At 51.9% G+C, this 19544-nt stretch carries 17 protein-coding genes and 1 pseudogene; 15 read left to right on the forward strand and 3 right to left on the reverse strand.

Annotated features, from left to right (window positions below; genetic code table 11):
- Window positions 1–90 precede the first annotated feature (90 nt).
- Both KP014_RS11640 and KP014_RS11645 read right to left on the reverse strand, forming a co-directional pair.
- A complete protein-coding gene (locus KP014_RS11640; protein ID WP_246590707.1) occupies window positions 91–969 on the reverse strand; it encodes a sensor histidine kinase in 879 nt (292 codons plus the stop codon).
- A gap of 152 nt (window positions 970–1121) precedes the next feature.
- On the reverse strand, window positions 1122–1808 hold the full coding sequence (locus tag KP014_RS11645) for a response regulator transcription factor (protein ID WP_036605278.1): 687 nt from the start codon (window positions 1806–1808) through the stop codon (window positions 1122–1124).
- A gap of 231 nt (window positions 1809–2039) precedes the next feature.
- On the opposite strand from KP014_RS11645, the gene KP014_RS11650 reads away from it, so the two are divergent.
- Entirely contained in the window at window positions 2040–2555 is a 516-nt protein-coding gene (locus KP014_RS11650) for an NfeD family membrane protein (protein WP_036605279.1), read from the forward strand.
- 29 nt (window positions 2556–2584) lie between these two features.
- Window positions 2585–4120: a flotillin lipid rafts scaffold protein FloT gene (floT, locus tag KP014_RS11655; protein ID WP_090834131.1), complete on the forward strand. Its 1536-nt coding sequence runs from the start codon at window positions 2585–2587 to the stop codon at window positions 4118–4120.
- A 127-nt stretch (window positions 4121–4247) separates the two neighbouring features.
- Here floT and KP014_RS11660 read toward each other — a convergent pair whose 3' ends face one another.
- The gene (locus KP014_RS11660) at window positions 4248–5078 is read right to left on the reverse strand and encodes a helix-turn-helix domain-containing protein (RefSeq protein ID WP_036595548.1); all 831 of its coding nucleotides are present in this window, start codon (window positions 5076–5078) and stop codon (window positions 4248–4250) included.
- A gap of 200 nt (window positions 5079–5278) precedes the next feature.
- Here KP014_RS11660 and KP014_RS11665 point away from each other — a divergent pair, with 200 nt between their 5' ends.
- From KP014_RS11665 to ptsP, 13 genes and pseudogenes are all read left to right on the forward strand, one after another.
- Window positions 5279–6235: a glutathione S-transferase family protein gene (locus KP014_RS11665; RefSeq protein WP_090834080.1), complete on the forward strand. Its 957-nt coding sequence runs from the start codon at window positions 5279–5281 to the stop codon at window positions 6233–6235.
- 20 nt (window positions 6236–6255) lie between these two features.
- The gene (locus tag KP014_RS11670) at window positions 6256–6678 is read left to right on the forward strand and encodes a GNAT family N-acetyltransferase (protein ID WP_036603639.1); all 423 of its coding nucleotides are present in this window, start codon (window positions 6256–6258) and stop codon (window positions 6676–6678) included.
- Between the two features lie 41 nt (window positions 6679–6719).
- Entirely contained in the window at window positions 6720–7691 is a 972-nt protein-coding gene (locus KP014_RS11675) for a glutathione S-transferase family protein (protein WP_036603641.1), read from the forward strand.
- A 5-nt stretch (window positions 7692–7696) separates the two neighbouring features.
- A complete protein-coding gene (locus KP014_RS11680; protein ID WP_036603644.1) occupies window positions 7697–8671 on the forward strand; it encodes a glutathione S-transferase family protein in 975 nt (324 codons plus the stop codon).
- Window positions 8672–8673: 2 nt separating this feature from the next.
- Window positions 8674–9819: an iron-containing alcohol dehydrogenase family protein gene (locus KP014_RS11685; protein WP_051500614.1), complete on the forward strand. Its 1146-nt coding sequence runs from the start codon at window positions 8674–8676 to the stop codon at window positions 9817–9819.
- Between the two features lie 21 nt (window positions 9820–9840).
- Entirely contained in the window at window positions 9841–10944 is a 1104-nt protein-coding gene (locus KP014_RS11690; RefSeq protein ID WP_036603645.1) for an ABC transporter substrate-binding protein, read from the forward strand.
- 21 nt (window positions 10945–10965) lie between these two features.
- Window positions 10966–11720: pseudogene (locus KP014_RS11695) on the forward strand (ABC transporter permease subunit).
- A gap of 13 nt (window positions 11721–11733) precedes the next feature.
- Window positions 11734–12507 carry an ATP-binding cassette domain-containing protein gene (locus tag KP014_RS11700; protein WP_036598349.1) on the forward strand — a complete coding sequence of 258 codons (774 nt, stop codon included), beginning with the start codon at window positions 11734–11736 and terminating at the stop codon, window positions 12505–12507.
- 43 nt (window positions 12508–12550) lie between these two features.
- On the forward strand, window positions 12551–13747 hold the full coding sequence (locus KP014_RS11705) for an aminotransferase-like domain-containing protein (RefSeq protein ID WP_036598350.1): 1197 nt from the start codon (window positions 12551–12553) through the stop codon (window positions 13745–13747).
- Between the two features lie 204 nt (window positions 13748–13951).
- On the forward strand, window positions 13952–14806 hold the full coding sequence (gene glcT / locus KP014_RS11710; RefSeq protein WP_036598351.1) for a glucose PTS transporter transcription antiterminator GlcT: 855 nt from the start codon (window positions 13952–13954) through the stop codon (window positions 14804–14806).
- Window positions 14807–15114: 308 nt separating this feature from the next.
- A complete protein-coding gene (gene ptsG, locus KP014_RS11715) occupies window positions 15115–17187 on the forward strand; it encodes a glucose-specific PTS transporter subunit IIBC (protein ID WP_036598352.1) in 2073 nt (690 codons plus the stop codon).
- Between the two features lie 91 nt (window positions 17188–17278).
- Entirely contained in the window at window positions 17279–17554 is a 276-nt protein-coding gene (locus tag KP014_RS11720; RefSeq protein WP_036598353.1) for an HPr family phosphocarrier protein, read from the forward strand.
- Window positions 17547–19259 carry a phosphoenolpyruvate--protein phosphotransferase gene (ptsP, locus tag KP014_RS11725; RefSeq protein WP_036598354.1) on the forward strand — a complete coding sequence of 571 codons (1713 nt, stop codon included), beginning with the start codon at window positions 17547–17549 and terminating at the stop codon, window positions 19257–19259. Before KP014_RS11720 ends, ptsP begins: the two co-directional genes overlap by 8 nt.
- Window positions 19260–19544: the final 285 nt, after the last annotated feature.

The following is a 19544-nucleotide window of genomic DNA, read 5'->3' on the forward strand; positions in this document are numbered from 1 at the left end:
CCAATGAGATTTATCTGTTCACCGTCTAAAGGTACCAAATCAATCTGACCGGAGCGTGTCTGAAATCTGACGGTAATGACATATTTCGGTTCACAGCTGGGGGAAAAAGAGTGAGAACACTGTGCCTTTACCGGACTCCGAGGTTACTGTGATATGACCGCCTTGTGCCGTAATAATCTCCCGCGCCAGAAACAGCCCGATTCCAACGCCTTCGGCTTCACGCGCCTGCTGTCCCCGATAAAACCGCTTGAAAACATGAGGCAGTTCCTCCTTACCGATTCCGATTCCCGTATCCGAGATATCCACGCGGGTGAACATTTCATTACTCTCAGCTGTGATTTGAATACTGCCGGTTGGCTTCGTGTATTTCACTGCATTCTCTAACAAGTTGAAAAGCGCTTCGGTTGTCCATTTGGCATCATGCCGGGCCATGAGTTGCGGCGCGCAGTCAATCCGAATCTCAATTTGTTTGCTTTCCGCCAGGACATACACTTGAGACAGCGACTTTGTAATGGTTTGCAAAAGCGGCCTTGCTTCGATCTGCAGCGAGATCATCCCGGTTTCCAGCCGTGACAGCTTGATCAAAGATTGGATAAGCCAGTCCAGCTTGCCCGATTGTACTTTAATGTTCTTTACATAATGCCGCGGCTCCTTGTCCAGCCCTGGTATTTCCTCAAGCAATTGGCTGTACACTATGATATTGGAGAGGGGAGTCTTGGCCTGATGGGAAATATCTGAAATCAGCGTTTTGATTTTATTTTTCTCGATTTGAATAGTTTGCTCATTTGCTTGGGAGACGCTTATGTATCGCAGGAGTTTATGTTCCATGGAAGAGAGAGCCGTCTCGTCATAATTGGTGACAGGCCCCCGGCCCGAAATCGCAGCATCAATTACAGCATCCAATGTCTGGATATAGTTCGCAATGCGGCGGCTCCATAACCATACCCACGTGGCTCCAAGTGCCAGCATGCAGCTTATGAATAGAACAGAGAGTCCCAGCAGGGCTGGGTCGATTCCTTTAAGAAACATAATTCTGCCGGTATATATCAACACAAGAAATATAACAAGGATTGAGAATATAAGGTTGATTTGTTTGAAATACCTGGCCTGTCTCATTGTCGTCATGGATGTTGTCCTTCTGTCCACATGTAACCCAGTCCGTAGACCGTTTTAATATATCTCGGTGAAGAAAGCTCGTCCTCCAGTTTGGCCCGAAGCCGTTTGATTGCCACCGTCAATGCATTTTCATCTACAAATTCAGCATCCTGGGACCACGTTTTATCTATTAACTGCTCTCTGGTCAAAATGTTACCCGCGTTAGCAATCAAAACTTTCAATAGTTTTTGCTCGGTTTTGCTGAGGATCAAAGGGCAGCCATGTTTGTAGTACTCCATTTTGCCAAAATTAAAAAAAAATGGACCTATCGCTGCCGTATCTTCCCTGTACGGATCGGTCCGTCTCAGAACGGCCATCACCCTGGCCCGCAGCACCATCAGGCTGAACGGCTTGGTGATATAATCGTCGCCACCCAGCGCAAAGCCGGTCACAATGTCGGACTCCATATCGTTGGAGGTGAGGAAAATAACAGGCACCTGCGACGTTCTGCGGAGTTCCTCGCAGAAATCCAGCCCGCTGCCGTCCGGCAGGTTGATGTCCAGAATAATGAGATCGATTTTATAAGAGGTAATCATCTGCTTGGCCGTAGCTAAATCGTAAGCCTGATTGATGGTTAGATCATTCTGGGAAAGGGTGAGCGCAATTCCTTTGTTTAAGCTGCGGTCATCTTCGACGATTAATAAGGTTTTCATGGTGAGCCTCCTTTTTGGGAAACGGATGAGTGGGTATCCTGTAAAAATGGTGTAAATATTAGGGATTATAATTTAGCCTTCTTAAGAAAATCAATAACGGTGGTCTCACAAGACATTTTCCTGTTCAATGATAGCATGTACAACAACATCATACTGGGTAATTTTTGAAACCAAACGGCCTTTAATCACGTTTATTCTAGTAAGGATTAGCCTGGGCGGGAGGAGAAGGATATGCACACACTGTACTTAAGCTGTCTGGCGCTGGGAATATTGTTTGCCATCATCAGCTTGCTGGCAGGTGATTTGATCGGGCATGCGCTTGGGGGAATGCTGGACTTTTTGTCCTTCGATTTGCTCAGCCCCTCGGTTTTGGCCGGAGGAATAACCGTTTTTGGCGGAGCGGGGATTCTGCTGACCAGGTACAGCGGGCTTGCGGACGGGGCCGTTCTCGTCCTGTCTCTTCTGATATCCGCCTTTATGAGCGTGCTGCTGTATATGGGGTTTGTGAAGCCGATGGACAGAAGCGAAGTGTCCACCGGCTTCTCCATGAGCGAGCTTCCCGGCAAAATAGGCGAAATCAGCGTTCCCGTTCCCGCGCAGGGCTTCGGCGAGGTTATGGTGAAATTCGGCCCCGCGAATACCCTGCATACGGCTGCAAGCTTTGACCGCCGCCCGCTGTCTGCCGGAACCAAAGTGGTTGTCGTGGAGGTCAGCGAAGGCGTCGCGCTCGTATCCGAACTAGAATAACGAAGAGGAGAGGATTTGTATTGTTTGGTTTGCCTGATTTTTTATTGATTCCTGTGGTAGTCATTGCTGTCTTGATTGTTCTAGGCCTGGCCTTCTGGGCGCGTTACAGAACGGTCGGTCCGGACGAAGCGATGATCGTGACCGGCTCCTTTCTGGGCAGCAACCATATTTCCGATGACGGCTCCGGCAGGAAAATTAAGATTGTGCGCGGCGGAGGGGCTTTTATTTTACCGGTGTTCCAAAAGGCCGAATTCATGTCGCTGCTGTCCCATAAGCTCGATGTAACGACCCCGGAGGTCTATACGGAGCAGGGGGTTCCCGTAATCGCAGACGGCGTGGCCATCATCAAAGTGGGCAGTTCGGTGGAAGATGTCGCAACGGCGGCCGAGCAGTTTATGGGCAAGCCGATTGAATCGCTGAAGGCGGAGGCGCAGGAGGTACTCGAAGGTCACTTGCGCGCCATTCTGGGAACGATGACGGTGGAGGAAGTATATAGAAACCGCGACCGGTTCGCCCAGGAGGTGCAGGGCGTTGCGGCGCGCGATCTGAAGAAAATGGGACTCCAGATCGTTTCATTCACCATCAAGGATGTGCGGGACAAGCACGGCTATCTGGAAGCGCTCGGCAAGCCGCGGATCGCCACCGTCAAGCGGGATGCGGAAATCGCCGAGGCCGAGGCGCTGCGCGATGCGAGAATCAAGAAGGCTATCGCCGAGGAGCAGGGGCAGAAAGCCGAACTGATGCGTGACACGAACATCGCGGAAGCATCGCGCGACAATCAACTGCAGATCGCCGCGTTTAAGCGGGATCAGGACACGGCCAAGGCAGACGCCGACCAGGCTTACCACATCCAGGAAGCCCGCGCCAAGCAGACGGCGGTGGAGGAGCAGATGAAGGTCGAGCTCGTCCGCAAGATGCGGGAAATTGATCTGCAGGAGAAGGAAATCCAGATCCGCGAGAAACAGTATGATGCGGAAGTGAAGAAGAAAGCCGAAGCGGACCGCTATGCGGTGGAGCAGGCGGCGGAAGCCGAGAAGGCGCGGAAGATGCGGGAAGCCGATGCGCTGCAGTACAGCATCGAGACGCAGGCCAAGGCGACCGCGGAACAGAAGCGGCTCGAAGGCCAGGCTGTCGCGGACGCCGAGCGCGCCAAAGGTACGGCGGATGCCGAGGTTATCCGTCTGCGCGGTCTGGCCGAAGCGGAAGCGAAGGAGAAGCTGGCGGAGGCGTTCCAGAAATTCGGTGAGGCGGCTGTGCTGGACATTATCGTTAAGATGCTGCCAGAGCTGGCCGGCCGCATTGCGCAGCCGCTGTCGTCCATTGATAAACTGACGGTGGTCGATACGGGGAATGGCGAGGGCGCGGCCCGTGTCAGCAATTATGTAACCGGGCTTATGGCGACGGCGCCGGAAATGCTGAAGAGCGTCTCGGGCATTGATGTGGAAGGGCTGATCAAGGGGCTGACGAAGACCGGTGCGCAACCCTCCGGAGGAGCGCCGGCAGCTATCCCCGAGCAGGCTGTCTCTGTACAGGCCGCGCCTACCCCAGTGAAACCGCAAGAGTAGCCGGCAGCAATTTCATATATTTCATATCAGAGCTGTTCCGCAAGGTCCGCGTTGGATCTTGCCGGAACAGCTCTTTTTACTGAATATACGAATTCACAAATAGTAGTTCTATAGCACAGACTTCGACTCAGAACAGCAGCTGGCCCGAGGATTGCTGAATGTATTTTTTAGGCGTAACGGCGCTGAATTCCTTGAACTCCTTAATAAAATGATTTTGATCGAAATATCCGAGTTCAAGAATGCGTCCGAACGTCTTCTCTTTGCTCGGATCTTCCAGAGCTTTCAGCACATGCTGAAACCGGATAATGCGGCTGAACAGCTTTGGCGAGACTCCGACATACCGCTCGAAGGTTTTGTGCATGTACCTTGTGGAGTATCCCGTTTCCGCGGAAAGCTCGCCGATTTGCACCGTTCCCTGGCTGGCAAGGATTTTATCCGTTAAATATTGAACCAGATTCGGGACTTCCAGCTGTTCGCGGTAATACTGGCGGCAGAAGTTCTCAAAAGCGTGAATACGATCCTTGAAAGTGAGCTGAGAAGCAATCATTTCAAGCAGCTCGGCTGCATGAGGCAGTACGTTCTGAACGGGAATTTCGTTTTCGGTGAACTCGCTGACCGGGAATTTGAGAAATTGCTCCGCATAACCCGGCAGAAACCGGATCGTAAAATAATCGCAATCGGATCTGACGAATATCCCCTGTCGTCTTCGGACGATACTTCCGCATATATTTCCGGAGGGTCTGTTCGGGTAGCAGCAGATGACGATATCTACGCAGCCGTCTGGCAGGACGAATATTCGGTTGATATTCAAGGCATCGAGATGATATCCATAATACTGAATGCCTCCGCTCAAAAAGGAAGGGACCGGCTCAATAAATTCCGTGTAAGTGGACAGCGACTTCTCGAAGGAAGGCTGACGTGGCCGGTACTTCAAATTGCGTCGTTCGGTCAAGCTCATGGATAATTCACCACTTTCAACATTAATCCGACTTTTTCAATAAGATAAATTTAATTAAATCGCTTTGTTTATTTGTTGTCAATAATCTATTTTTCGGCAACAATCGCCTCCTTGTTCTGATTTTTACTATAATTTTGCCAATAAGCCTAATACAATCTAGTAAAACATATGAGTTTACTTGGTATTAAGGGGAGGTTTATATGACAAAGGTCCAGAGTACAGCATCCGAATTTACGCGTGAGATCGGCGGCGGCGGTAATTTTATTCGTCAGACCAATCGTTTTGTCACACCTTTCGGCGATGGTCCGGACAAGCTTCCGGTTGAGACCGGCCGCTACCGCCTGTTATGGGCTCCAATTTGCCCCTGGGCACATCGCGCCATTATCGTCAGAAAGCTGTTGGGGCTTGAAGAAGCAATTAGCGTAGGAACCGCCAATCCGGTTCGGACGGAACAAGGATGGGAATTCTCGCTGGACGAGGGAGGGGTGGACCCGGTACTTGGAATCCGCTACCTGCCTGATATTTATAAAGAGACAGACCCTGACTATCAGGGCCGCGCAACCGTTCCGACGGTAGTCGATATTAAGACACGGAAAGTCGTTAACAACGATTATTTCAGACTGACCAATGATCTGGAAACCGCCTGGTCGGCTTTGCATAAGGAAGGAGCCCCGGATTTATATCCAGAGAAGCTTCGCGGGGAGATCGACGCTTTAAACGATATTCTTTTTCACGAGGTAAACAATGGCGTATACAAAGCGGGCTTCGCCCGTACGCAGGAAGCTTATGAACAGGCCTACGACACTTTGTTCGCCCGGCTGGATGAGCTGGAGAAGCGGCTGGCTTCAAGCCGGTACCTGTTTGGCAGCTTTATCACGGACTCTGATGTTCGGCTGTATGTTACGCTTGCCCGGTTTGATATTGCCTATTATTCCGTCTTTCGGACGAACCGGAACCGGCTTGTCGACTTTCCTCATTTATGGGGCTATGCCCGCGACTTATATCAGACTCCCGGTTTTGGGGATACGACGGATTTTGAGGCGATCAAGCGAGGCTACCATCTGGGGGATATATCAAACAATCCTTATCTGCTGCTGCCGAAAGGCCCAGATTTATCCGTATGGTTAACCCCTCATAATCGCGAGCAGTTGGCATAAAAGGAAAGGCTGGGAAACGGATGAACTACAACATTCAAAATCATTGTCTGAATACGGATTGGGAGAGGGTTGCCGGACTGATAGCCCATTTTGGAATATCGGAGGCTCCTCCCGAGACCCATAAGAAAGCTTTTGAACACAGCTATGCCGTTACTTTTGTCTATGATCAGGAGCGCTTGATCGGGTTCGGACGGGCTGTCTCGGATGGTGTTTCACAGGCGGTTCTGTATAACATCGTTGTGGACCCCGATTATCACGGGAATGGGCTGGGACGTAAGATCATCGAGGATTTATTGAAGGCTGTCGGACACTGCGACGTTATTTTGTATACCCATCCCGACAAAGTGAGCTTCTATACCCATCTTGGCTTCCGGAGAATGAGAACCGGCATGGCGCTGTATCTGGAGGAGGGCAAGAAAGAGGAAATGGAGTTTATCGAGTAGAGAGTCTTGGGAAAGGTGGCTTTAAAAAAGGAGGCTATTAAATGAACGCGATCAGTAAGCATCCGGTATTCGCAAATGAGCTGCGCGCCGACGGTTCTTTTGTCCCTCAATCGAATCTGTTCACCGTCCCTTTCGGCTATGGTCCCGGCGAACACCGGCCGGAAGCGGGGCGCTATCGATTGCTCTGGATGAAGGCATGTCCATACGCCCACCGGGCGGTCATTGTCCGTAAGCTGCTCGGTCTGGATAAGGTGATCAGTCTCGGCACGGCAAGTCATTTCCGTACGGAGTACGGGTGGGAATTTTCATTGGACGAGGGCGGCGTCGATCCGGTGCTGGGCATCCGCTACATTAAGGAAATTTACGACCGGGCCGATCCGCATTATAAAGGCCGTCCTACGGTCCCTATTGTGGTTGATATCATCACCGGACAAGGTGCCAACAGCGACTATTTCAGACTCACCAATTATCTTGAAACGGTCTGGTCGGATTTTCACATGGAAGGGGCGCCGGATCTGTATCCGGAGGAATCGCGCGGAGATATCGACGCTTTGAACGATGTGATTTTCAGGGATGTCAACAGCGGAGTGTACAAAGCGGGCTTTGCCCATTCCCAGGAAGCCTACGAGCGGGCCTATGATACGCTGTTTGCCCGTCTGGACGAGCTGGAACGGCATCTTCAGACCAACCGTTACCTCTTCGGCAATCGGCTTACGGACTCGGATGTGCGTTTGTATACTACACTCGCCCGGTTCGACGCCGCTTATTATTCTGTATTCAATACGAATCGGAACCGTCTCATCGATTTCCCGAACTTATGGGGCTATGCCCGCGATTTGTACCAAACTCCGGGTTTTGGGGACACGACGGATTTTGCCGCGATCCGGAACAGCTATCACGCTTCGCCGCATCTCAGGGGATTCGCTGGCAACCCCAGCGGTATTTACCCCAAAGGACCGGATGATCGTCTCTGGAATACCCCGCACGGGCGGGAAAAATTAAGCAAAGGGTGAATACGATGACGAAACAGGTGAAAGAGAATCCGGCAGAAATCGTGCGTGACGGTTCCTTTATCCGGCAGCAGAACCGATTTACCAGCGTTTTCGGCGAAGGTCCGGGAGAGCTTGCAGTTCAGGCCGGACGCTACCGGCTGATCTGGTCCGCCGCTTGTCCCTGGGCGCATCGCGCAGTAATCGTTCGCCGGCTTCTCGGACTGGAGGACGCCATCGGTCTTGGCACTGTGGACCCGATTCGTCCGAATCTGCCGCATACGGATTGGGCTTTTACGCTGGATGAGGGCGGCGTCGATCCCGTACTTGGCATCCGCTATTTGAGCGAAGCCTACTTGAAGGCCGATCCCGGCTACACGGGACGTCCCACCGTTCCGGCTATTGTGGAGATTGAATCGGGGAAAGTGGTCAACAACGATTACTTCCGGTTGACGAATCATTTGGAGACGACGTGGGCACCGCTGCATAAGGAAGAAGCGCCGAATCTGTATCCCGAGCATTTGCGCGGGGAAATCGATACGCTGAACGATACGATCTTCCACGAAGTGAACAATGGCGTATACAAGGCTGGCTTTGCCCGCTCGCAGGAAGCGTATGAAAAAGCCTACACCGCCCTGTTTCACCGTCTTGATGAACTGGAGAAGCATCTCTCCACGCAGCGTTACCTGTTCGGGGATGCCCTAACGGATTCGGATGTACGGCTGTATACGACCCTGGTCCGGTTTGACGCCGCCTACTATACCGCATTCCGCTGCAACCGTCAGCGGCTTGCCGATTACGCGCATTTGTGGGCGTATGCAAGAGATTTGTATCAGACTCCCGGGTTCGGGGATACGACCGATTTTGAAGCGATCAAGAAGCACTACCATCTGTCCGCTCTTATCGCTGCTGAAGGGTCCAATCCCTACCGGATTTTGCCCAAAGGCCCGGACTTATCAGTATGGAACGAGCCGCATGGCCGCGGACAGGGAAAGGAGTCCTGAAGGTGATAACTTTAAAGGCTCCTTACGTATATATGAATGAATCGGGAGCATTGGCGAAGGCGGGAGCTCTTGTCGCAGAACTGGGACAGAAGGCGTACCTGATTGGCGGCGACACCGCTCTGCGCAGAGTACAAGGCCCGCTGCTTGCCAGCTTGCATTCGGCCGGAATAGAAACCGTTACGGAAGTTAACCAGGGGGAGGTTAGCCGTTTTAATATCGAAGATTACGCCTGGAAGACGTCCGAGATCGGTCCGGATGTTCTGATTGCCACGGGCGGAGGGCTGGTTCTGGACCTTGTAAAAGCGGTAGGGGATCGTACGGGAATTCCCGTAGTTGCTGTACCGACTATAGCGGCTACCTGCGCGGCTTGGTCCGCTCTGAGTATCCTGCACGACGATGAAGGAAGAGCTGACGGCGCTCTTTTTCTGACGCGTTCACCCGCTGTTGTCATCGCCGATTCCGATGTGCTGGCCGAAGCGCCGAAGCGATATTTTGCCTCAGGAATTGGCGACACGCTGGCGAAATGGTATGAAGTTGCCCTGAATTTAAAAGAAGGGGCGGGTCATCCGGACATATTGCTTAGCCTTGCGCCCGCCAAGCTGGCGCTGGATATTATCGAGCGTTTCGGCCCCGAGGCTTATTCGCAGGCGGGCAGCGGCAAAGCCGGAAAGGCATTCCGGGAAGTAACCGATGCCATTGTTATGCTGACCGGGCTGGCCGGTACGATAAACGGGAAAGCGGGACGCGCGCTGGTGGCGCACGCCATTCACGACAGCTTCACCCATCTGCCCGATACGCATGATACGCTGCACGGGGAGAAGGTAGGATTTTGCCTCATTGTTCAATCGATTCTTGAAGGACGAAGCGATATCAAAGAGCTGACTGCGGCGCTTCGGCGCTACAATCTGCCAGCCACGCTGGCGGAACTTGGAGTACATGAACATGTCGATGACAAGATCCGCAAGGTGGCCGAATCGACGCAAATTATTCCTTCCGCCGAAGGATTTGCATTTCCTACGGACAGCGGCAGGTTGACCCAAGCGATTTGGGCCGCGGATGCGGCAGGCCGTGCGGCATTGCCCAATGGGACAATATCCGCCAATAAGATAGTGCCAGATAGGACGTTATTTCCATATTATCCATATTAATAGAAGGTGGTTTCCTTGAAAATGAACAAGATCCAATATGCAAAGAGTCAATTCTTTATCGTTATGCTTGTTATCGTCGCTCTAATGGCAGCTTTGACCGGATGCTCCTCCAATACCGCATCTTCCGAAAATAACGGAACAGCCGGTTCGGGTGCTGAGAGTACCGCCGAAGAGAGTCAGGCAACGGCGTCTGCTACTGGTTCCACCGTCGATCTGAGCAATGTAACACTGAGAATCGGTCAGGTTGGCTGGCCTGAATGGGAGGAAGGCTTTAAAGCGGCAGGCCTGCTTGAAACTCCTTATAAGCTGGAATTCAGCGTGTTTCAGGGCGGGAATCTGGAGCTTGAAGCCATAGCGGCCGACCAGCTCGACTTCGCAATAACCAGTGAAATTCCGCCGATTTTCGCTTCACAGGCGACTAATCAGGGCAATTTCAAAATTGTTGGCGTGCAAAAATGGAATACGTTGCTCCAGGAGCTGGTCATTCCAAAAGACTCGCCGATTAAATCGGTGGCGGAGTTGAAGGGGAAAAAGGTGGCCTACGTTCAAAATACGACTTCTCAATATTTCTTGGCCAAAATGCTGGAATCCGCGGGGCTGACCTGGAAGGATATCGTACCGGTCAAGCTGACAACGGCCGAAGGATTGACTGCGCTGGTTGGAGGCAAGGTGGATGCGCTCGCCAGCTACAGCAACTCGATTACGGCTGCGCACCAGAATGGAGCTACTACGTTGGCAAGCGCGAAGGATATTCTCTCCGGTAACTTTCCGATTAATGTCAATGTGAACGCGATTAACGATCCGGCCAAACATGCGGCGGTGGCTGATTTTCTGCAGCGGTTGACCAAGTACTATGCATGGACCCGAGCCAATCAGGAGAAGTGGGCCGAAATCACGGCAGAGAAGACCCATCAGAAAAAAGAGGATGTTCTAGGTACGCTCATCAATGGGGATAAACAGCGTCCGCTTGCTCTGGAGGCCATATCGGAAGGTGCGATTGCTTCACAGCAGGATATCGCTGATACGCTGACTTCCCTTGGACAACTGCCGGGTAAAATCGAAGTGTCGGGTGTATGGAGCCATGATTTTGATTCGGATATTGCCAGCATTCTGGCTGCGAAGTAAACGGTCAAGGAGGCGGCGAATATGGACAAAAGGAAAAGGAGGCAGGGCCTGCGGGCGGCGGTTCCGTGGATTGTGCCAGTCCTGGTTATTGTCTTCTGGCATATTTCCACAACGACCGGCATTGTGGCGGGAAATATCCTGCCGCCTCCGCTTGAAGTGGTCCGAGCCTTCATTCATCTTCTTGAGAACGGCGAACTGGCGCGAAATGTCGGCATCAGCACCCAAAGAGCGGTCCTCGGATTTTTGATTGGCGGGTCAATCGGATTTCTGCTGGGACTTATCAACGGTGTGTGGTTCAAGGCGGAGCATCTGCTGGACACTACGATTCAAATGATCCGCAACATCCCCCATCTGGCCTTGATTCCCATTGTCATTTTGTGGTTTGGAATCGGCGAACAAACGAAGCTGCTGCTCGTATCGCTGGGGGTGTTCTTCCCGATTTACTTAAATACGTTTCATGGCATCCGTTCCCTTGATCCGAAGCTGGTCGAGATGGGCATCTTCATGTCATTTTGCCTGGAGCGCTGCCGTCCATTCTGGTCGGTGTCCGCCAGTCGCTTGGCATTATGTGGCTTACGCTTATTGTGGCGGAAACCGTAGCCGCGGATTCGGGAATCGGCTATATGGCGATGAATGCGCGTGAATTTATGAGGATGGATATTATTGTGCTCAGCATTTTGTTATACGCTCTGCTCGGAAAGCTGTCGGACAGTCTGGCCAAATGGCTGGAAAAAAGCTGGCTTAGGTGGCATCCGAACTTTACCAGAAAAGGATAGGAGGCATGGGAGCGTGGAGAGAACGGTTCAAGGAGCTTCTTTGCAGACAGAAGGGCTGGAGAAAAAGTTCGGGGACGTATCCGTGCTCAAAGGAATGGAGCTGACGGTGGAGCCGGGTGAATTCATCGCCGTTGTGGGAAAAAGCGGATGCGGCAAAAGTACGCTGCTCCGTCTGATTGCCGGGCTGGAAAGGCCGACCTCCGGGACGGCCCGGCTGGACGGCAAGCCGGTTAGCGGAATCGACCCGCAGGCGCGGGTGCTGTTCCAGGAATCCCGTCTGCTCCCGTGGAAGAGGGTTATCGAAAATGTCCGGCTTGGCGCAACGGGCAGAGACCGGGACAGGGCGCTGGAAGCGCTGCGGCTTGTCGGGCTGGAGGCTCGCGCGCAGGACTGGCCCGGCGTGCTGTCGGGCGGACAGCAGCAAAGGGTCGCTCTTGCGCGGGCGATCGCGGGCCAACCGCGATTGCTGCTGCTGGACGAGCCGTTCGGCGCGTTGGATGCTTTAACCAGGCTGGACATGCAGAAGCTGATCGAACGTCTATGGGCGGAACAGCATTTTACCGTCCTGCTTGTGACGCATGATGTTAGCGAAGCTGTGGCGCTGGCGGACCGTGTCATTCTGGTTGAAGACGGGCGGATTACGATGGATGAGCGAATCGCGCTGGGCCGTCCGAGACTCAGAGATTCCGGGTTTGCGCATTACGAGAATGTGATTTTGAAGCGCGTTATGAACGTGACGGATGATACGGTCTATCCTAAAACGAAGGAGTTCCAATACTCTATCTGATCAAGATGAGAATCATAAATAATAACAGGGAGGAGCGCGCATCATGAATGGAACGAAATCGGACTATTCTTTTAACGAGAGTATTATCTTGCAGCATGTCGGACGTACCAAGATCGCCAATCCCGATAGTGTTAATCTGTCTTTCGGATTTCCGGCGCCGGACCTGCTTCCCATTGAGGCTCTAAACCATGCGGCTTCGGCTGCGCTTATCCGTGACAACGTGGACGCTCTGCATTATACCGGCGGCAAGGGTCCCGAGCTTGTGAAAAGGTGGATGCTGCAGCGGCTGCGCAAGTTCGGAATCGAAGCGGACGAAGACTGCTATCTTGCTGTTTACGGAGCTAACCAGGGTATTGAGCTTGCCGCACGGGTGCTTCTAAATCCGGGGGAGACGGTTTGGGTTGAGGCTTCAACCTATTTCAACGCGCTTCATATGTTTCGGTATGCCGGAGCGGAGATTGAGGGCTTTCCCGTCGATCATGACGGTCTTGACGTTGACCGGGTGGAAAGCGCGCTGAAACAAGCGGTTCAAAGCGGCGGAGCGCTGCCTAAATTCATTTATGTGATGCCTAATTTTCAAAATCCTACAGGTGCTTCAATGCCGCTTGAGAGAAGACGCCGTCTGGCCGAGCTGGCGAAATATTATAATATATTTATCTTGGAGGATGACGCCTACGGCGAGCTTCGATTTGAAGGAGCACACCTGCCGTCCGTATACTCTTTCGCTCCTGAAAGAGTAATTTATCTCGGCACTTTTTCGAAGACGCTCGGACCGGGCCTGCGTCTGGGAAGCGTCATCGCTCCGAATGAAGTGATTCGGAGAATGCGCTGCCTGACGCTGGACAGTCCTCCAAGTCCCGTCACCCAGGAAATATTGGGGTGGCTCCTGTACAATTACGATTATGATGCGCAGATCGAGCGTCTGAACAGCCGCTACAGAGCCCGGCGGGACGCGATGACGGATGCGGTCCGGTCGGAGTTTGGAGATGCCGCTGCGTACACGCGCCCTGAAGGCGGATTTTTCCTGTGGCTGGCCTTCCCTCGTGAGACGGATGCGGGGCAGCTGCATCGGCTGGCCGAGGACAGGGGGGTCAGCGTTGTTCCGGGCAACCCGTTCTATGCGGCCGGAGGAAATTCTCCCTTTATCCGATTATGCTTCAGCTATTGCGGCGAATCGGAAATTAAGCGCGGCGTAAAGCTGCTGGGACAAGCTTACTTTGAGCATTTGAACAAGCTGTAAACCGGCGTTTTTTAGACGGAAGCAATCTGGGTGCCTGCCGGTGTGTTCGGGTGTGATGATGAATGGACACATCTGCTTCATAATTTGATCTCTTTATGTATAGATTCCTTGATGTTGGGGGACGGCGCAAGTATAATTTAACCGTGCCGTTTCCATTTTGGCTGCTGTCAGAAATAAGGATTTGGATAATAAAGAGGTGTACACGTGAGCAGCATAACTGTGGCCAAGGTGCTGAATAATAATGTTATCATCGCCGACCATCCCCAATATGCCGAAGTGGTCGTTATTGGCAAGGGAATCGGGTTTAATCGCAAGAGCCGCGATCAGATCGACTTATCGGCTGTGGAAAAGATGTTCATTCTAAGAAACCAACAAGAGCAGGAACAATATAAAGAGCTTGTGCCACAGGTCGATGAGAAGCTGATTGAAATCATTCAGGAAATCGTGCTGTACATTATGCAGCGGAGCCGGCAGCCGGTCAACGAGCATATCCATATTGCGCTTACAGATCATATCTCCTTTGCCATTCGGCGGTACGAGCAGGATGTAGCCCTTCATAATCCTTTTTTGTATGAGACCAAAGAGATTTATCCCGAGGAATATGCCATGGCTGAATACGCTATCGCCAGAATTAACAAGACGATGGGTGTAACGATGCCTGTCGACGAGATTGGGTTTGTCGCTCTGCACATTCATAGTGCGCTTAGCAACAGCAGTATATCGGAGCTCAAGCAGCATTCCCAACTGATCGGAGACTTGGTCAACCTTGTCGAGATCAGTCTCGAGTACCGTGTTCCCAGAGATTCCTTGGATTACTCAAGGCTTGTTACTCACCTGCGGTTTGTGCTTGAACGGCTCCGCCGCGGCGAGGCGGTCAAGGAGACCTCTTCGCTTGACAGCTTGATGAAACGCGAATATCCGGAAATGTATGCGCTCGCTTGGAAGCTGACGAAGGTGATGGAGCGGCGCATGCACCTGTCTGTATATCCGGCGGAAGTCAGTTATCTGACCGTTCATTTACAGCGTCTTGCCCAGAAAAAAGAGGACGAAGCCGGATGAACAGTCTTAAGGGAAGCGCCTGTCCCGGCATCCTTCACACGTTTGGCCGAATGTGGCATTTTTAAGGCATATATTGCAAGATGAAATAATTGATGCTAGAATAAAAACTGTCAATAAGCAAAACAGAATACTTACGTGTAACTGATTCGATCAGGCATGAGTGATTTACAGTATCTTGGTTGTATTCCCCTTAGTCGGGGTAATCTAACTTTAGGGTTAGAGAACAACGGGTGTGCTGTATATGCTCATGCCTTTTTTGTTCTCTGTTTTGCTTGTAGTCCATAATCGTCCAAAGGAAGTGAAACTTTATGTTTAAAAAGCTTTTCGGCGTCTTACAAAGAGTCGGTAAAGCGCTAATGCTTCCGGTTGCCATTCTTCCGGCAGCAGGTTTGCTGCTGGGTATCGGCAACATGTTGGTCAACCCGGACTTCCTGCAATACGTTCCGGCTCTGGAGAACGATACGGTTCAGGCCATCGCCAACGTATTGATGAACTCGGGCCAAATCGTGTTCAGCAACCTGTCACTGCTGTTCGCTGTAGGTGTAGCTATCGGGCTTGCCGGAGGCGAGGGCGTTGCAGGCCTTGCGGCCATCATCGGTTTTCTCGTCATGAACGTGACGATGGGAACGGTGCTCGGAATCAACAGCTACGTGCTGAGTAAGGGAGATTTCGCCTACTCCAGCGTGCTCGGGATTCCAACGCTGCAAACCGGGGTGTTCGGCGGTATTCTCGTCGGTATACTCGCATCGTCCATGTACAAGCGCTACTTCAAAATCGAGCTTCCTTCCTATCTTGGCTTCTTCGCCGGCAAACGCTTTGTGCCAATTATGACAGCCGTTACTTCCCTGATTTTGGGCTTGGCTCTGACTGTGATCTGGCCTCCAATCCAGCACGGACTGAACTACTTATCCGAGAATATGATTAATACGAACCTGACGTTGTCGGCGTTCATCTTCGGCCTGATCGAGCGTTCGCTGATTCCGTTCGGTCTGCATCATATCTTTTATTCGCCGTTCTGGTACGAGTTCGGCAGTTACGTCGATAAGGCGGGCGATCTGGTCCGGGGAGACCAGCGCATCTTTATGCAGCAGCTTCGCGACGGCGTTCCGTTTACAGCGGGAACCTTTACAACCGGTAAGTATCCGTTCATGATGTTTGGACTGCCTGCCGCCGCTCTGGCCATCTATCATGAGTCCAGACCGGAGAACAGGAAGGTTGTCGGCTCTCTGATGGTATCCGCGGCTCTGACTTCGTTCCTTACGGGTATTACCGAGCCGCTGGAATTCTCGTTCCTGTTCGTAGCTCCGCTGCTATTCGCTGTTCATGTCGTTTTCGCGGGTCTGTCCTTCATGACCATGCAAATTCTCGGTGTAAAGATCGGTATGACCTTCTCCGGAGGTTTCATTGACTATACACTGTTCGGCATCATCCCGAACCGCACCTCCTGGTGGCTCGTTATTCCGGTCGGTCTTGCCATGGCCGTCATCTACTACTTCGGATTCCGTTTCGTTATCCGCAAGTTCAATCTGAAGACGCCGGGACGCGAAGATGTAGTTGACAATGACGCTGATGGTACGGACTCAAATGCGGCGGCGGTATCCACTGCAGGGGACGACCTTCCGCGCAATATTCTTGCCGCTCTTGGCGGTCAGCAGAACATCGTTCATCTGGACGCCTGCATTACCCGCCTGCGGGTAGAGGTTAAAGAGAAAGCGAATGTCGACAAGAATCGGCTGAAGAAGCTCGGCGCTTCCGGCGTACTGGAAGTGGGTAATAATGTACAGGCAATTTTCGGTACCCGATCCGATACGATCAAATCGCAAATGCAGGACGTTATCGCTGGCAGAACTCCGGCGGCCGCTCCAGTGGATGCAGCTCCGCAGCCTGAATTAGAGCAGCAGGCGGGTGAAGCAGGCGAGGCGATTATTCCCGAAGATATCGTATCACCGGTAAACGGGGAACTGCTGGATATCACAGAGGTTCCGGATGCGGTATTCTCGCAAAAAATGACGGGCGACGGATTCGCGTTCCTATCCTCCGACGGCAAAATTGCTTCTCCGGTCTACGGTAAAGTATTTAATGTATTCCCGAGCAAGCATGCAGTCGGCATTATGTCCGACGGCGGCAAAGAAGTGCTGGTGCATATCGGCGTCAACACGGTTAAGCTGAAAGGTCAAGGCTTCACAGTATTGGTGGAAGAAGGCGATCTCGTCGCCGCCGGACAACCGATTATGGAAGTTGATCTGGAATATGTGAAGGCCCATGCGCCTTCGGTCATTTCGCCGGTTATTTTCTCGAATCTGCCTGAAGGCTCTACGGTCACCCTAAAGAAGCCGGGCAAGGTATCCATCGGCGACAAAGATATTGTCAGCATTCAGTAAAAGTGCAAACTGGCTGCGCTTCCTTTATAATAAATGGAAGCGCAAGCTGTTAAACTAAACCTACAAATAATAGAAAGCGAGTTGGATTATTATGCAAAAAACATTCAAAATTATCGATGAAGACGGAATTCACGCACGCCCGGCTACAGCCTTGGTTAACACGGCAACTAAATTCAAGGGCACTGAAGCATTTGCAGAAGCCAAAGGTAAAAAAGTAACCTTGAAATCCATCCTCGGCGTTCTGTCCCTGGGACTGGAACCTGGAGACACTCTGACGTTGATTACGGACGGCAGCGAAGAAACCGAAGCGCTGAGCGCGCTTCAGGACGTGATGATTAAGGAAGGGCTGGGAGAACTGAATGACTAAAATTTCAGGAATCGCGGCTTCGGCAGGGATTGCGATAGCACGAGCCTTTATCCTGGAACACCCCGACTACACCATCAAGAAGACTGCGGTAACGGATGTAGAAGCGGAAGTTGTTAAGCTGGAAGAAGCGCTCGATAAATCGAAAGCGGAACTGCAGAAGATTAAAGAACGCACTTTGGCGGAACTCGGCGAGAAGAAAGCGGAGATTTTCGAATCTCACTTGCTCATCTTGGACGATCCGGAACTGATTAGTCCCGTTAAGGATAAAATCCGTGAGGACGTCGTAAATGCAGACTATGCATTGAATGAAGTGGCGACTCAGTTCATCGCCATGTTTGAGAATATGAAGAGCGCATACCTTCAAGAGCGCGCTGCCGATATGCGCGACGTAACCAAGCGCGTGCTGAACCATCTGCTCGGCATTCACTATGTGAGCCCTGCTGAAATCAGCGAAGAGGTTGTCGTTATTGCAGAAGACTTGACTCCGTCCGATACGGCTCAGCTCAACCGGCAGTATGTAAAAGGCTTTACAACCAACATCGGCGGCCGTACGTCCCACTCGGCAATCATGGCCCGTTCACTGGAGATTCCGGCGGTGGTTGGCACCAAGAATGTGCTTACCCAAGTCAAATCGGGCGATCTCGTCATTGTCGACGGCTTGAGCGGAGACGTGCTCATTAACCCGAGCGACGCCGAAGTGGCGGAGTACAGCGCCAAGAGCGAAGCCTACGCTAAGCAAATTGCAGAGTGGAGAAAGCTTCGCGACGAGCCGACGGTATCCGTGGACGGCAAGCATGTGGAACTGGCAGCCAACATCGGTACGCCTAACGACGTTACGGGCGTCATCGAGAACGGGGGCGAAGGTGTCGGCCTGTACCGCACCGAGTTCCTGTATATGGGCAGAGACAAACTGCCTTCCGAGGAAATCCAGTACAACGCCTACCGGACCGTTTTGGAAAATATGAACGGCAAGCCAGTCGTCGTCCGTACGCTGGACATTGGCGGCGACAAAGAACTGCCTTACCTGGATTTGCCGAAGGAAATGAACCCATTCTTGGGCTTCCGTGCGATTCGTCTCTGTTTGGAACGCCAGGACATTTTCCGTACGCAGCTGCGCGCTTTGCTGAGAGCAAGCGTTCATGGCAACCTGCGCATCATGTTCCCAATGATCGCGACACTTACGGAATTCCGCGCCGCCCGCGATCTGCTGCTTGAAGAGAAAGCCAAGCTGCAGGAGGAAGGCCAGGAAGTGTCGGACAGCATCCAGCTCGGCATTATGGTGGAGATTCCATCCACGGCCGTGCTTGCGGATCAGTTCGCCAAAGAAGTTGATTTCTTCAGTATCGGTACGAATGACCTTATTCAATATACAATGGCTGCCGATCGAATGAATGAACGGGTATCCTATTTGTATCAGCCGTACAATCCCGCTATCCTGCGCTTGATCAAGAACGTTATCGACGCTGCCCACGCCCAAGGTAAATGGACAGGCATGTGCGGTGAGATGGCCGGGGACGCAACAGCTATTCCGCTGCTGCTTGGTCTTGGGCTTGACGAGTTCAGCATGAGCGCAACTTCGATTTTGCCGGCTCGCAGCCAAATCTCCAAGCTGTCAGCGGAAGAAATGAAGACTCTGGCTGCAAAAGCTCTGGATCTTGGCACGGCGGAAGAAGTAGTCGCTTTGGTGCGCGCCATCGGCAACTAAGCCCGTTTTTTGCCGGGAAATAACTTCGTTTTATCTTTGATCACTTTTCCAAAAAAATTACTTGGCCGGTCCTTTTAGGATCGGCTTTTTAATTTAATCGACGAAATTCGTGGCAAAATGGCGACGATGTTCATGAATTTGCCATTAATTAGTGTCATTTGGATATAATTGTTAGTGAAATACGCGCTAATGCGGGTTATAATCTTTAAAATTAAAAGTAATTTGAATATTAATATTTAGGAAAAGCTATCTTCGGCCGATAATAAGTAAGTGGTTTTGTGAAAC

Origin of the sequence: Paenibacillus sophorae (genome assembly GCF_018966525.1) — a bacterium.
In the GTDB taxonomy this organism is placed as follows: domain Bacteria; phylum Bacillota; class Bacilli; order Paenibacillales; family Paenibacillaceae; genus Paenibacillus_AQ; species Paenibacillus_AQ sophorae.

Bases quoted from the DNA above. Each gene is read 5' to 3' on its own strand.
- KP014_RS11640 (WP_246590707.1), bottom strand. From the start codon at position 969: ATGCTGGCACTTGGAGCCACGTGGGTATGGTTATGGAGCCGCCGCATT.
- KP014_RS11645 (WP_036605278.1), bottom strand. From the start codon at position 1,808: ATGAAAACCTTATTAATCGTCGAAGATGACCGCAGCTTAAACAAAGGA.
- KP014_RS11650 (WP_036605279.1), top strand. From the start codon at position 2,040: ATGCACACACTGTACTTAAGCTGTCTGGCGCTGGGAATATTGTTTGCC.
- KP014_RS11660 (WP_036595548.1), bottom strand. From the start codon at position 5,078: ATGAGCTTGACCGAACGACGCAATTTGAAGTACCGGCCACGTCAGCCT.
- KP014_RS11665 (WP_090834080.1), top strand. From the start codon at position 5,279: ATGACAAAGGTCCAGAGTACAGCATCCGAATTTACGCGTGAGATCGGC.
- KP014_RS11670 (WP_036603639.1), top strand. From the start codon at position 6,256: ATGAACTACAACATTCAAAATCATTGTCTGAATACGGATTGGGAGAGG.
- KP014_RS11675 (WP_036603641.1), top strand. From the start codon at position 6,720: ATGAACGCGATCAGTAAGCATCCGGTATTCGCAAATGAGCTGCGCGCC.
- KP014_RS11680 (WP_036603644.1), top strand. From the start codon at position 7,697: ATGACGAAACAGGTGAAAGAGAATCCGGCAGAAATCGTGCGTGACGGT.
- KP014_RS11690 (WP_036603645.1), top strand. From the start codon at position 9,841: ATGAACAAGATCCAATATGCAAAGAGTCAATTCTTTATCGTTATGCTT.
- KP014_RS11705 (WP_036598350.1), top strand. From the start codon at position 12,551: ATGAATGGAACGAAATCGGACTATTCTTTTAACGAGAGTATTATCTTG.
- ptsG (WP_036598352.1), top strand. From the start codon at position 15,115: ATGTTTAAAAAGCTTTTCGGCGTCTTACAAAGAGTCGGTAAAGCGCTA.
- KP014_RS11720 (WP_036598353.1), top strand. From the start codon at position 17,279: ATGCAAAAAACATTCAAAATTATCGATGAAGACGGAATTCACGCACGC.
- ptsP (WP_036598354.1), top strand. From the start codon at position 17,547: ATGACTAAAATTTCAGGAATCGCGGCTTCGGCAGGGATTGCGATAGCA.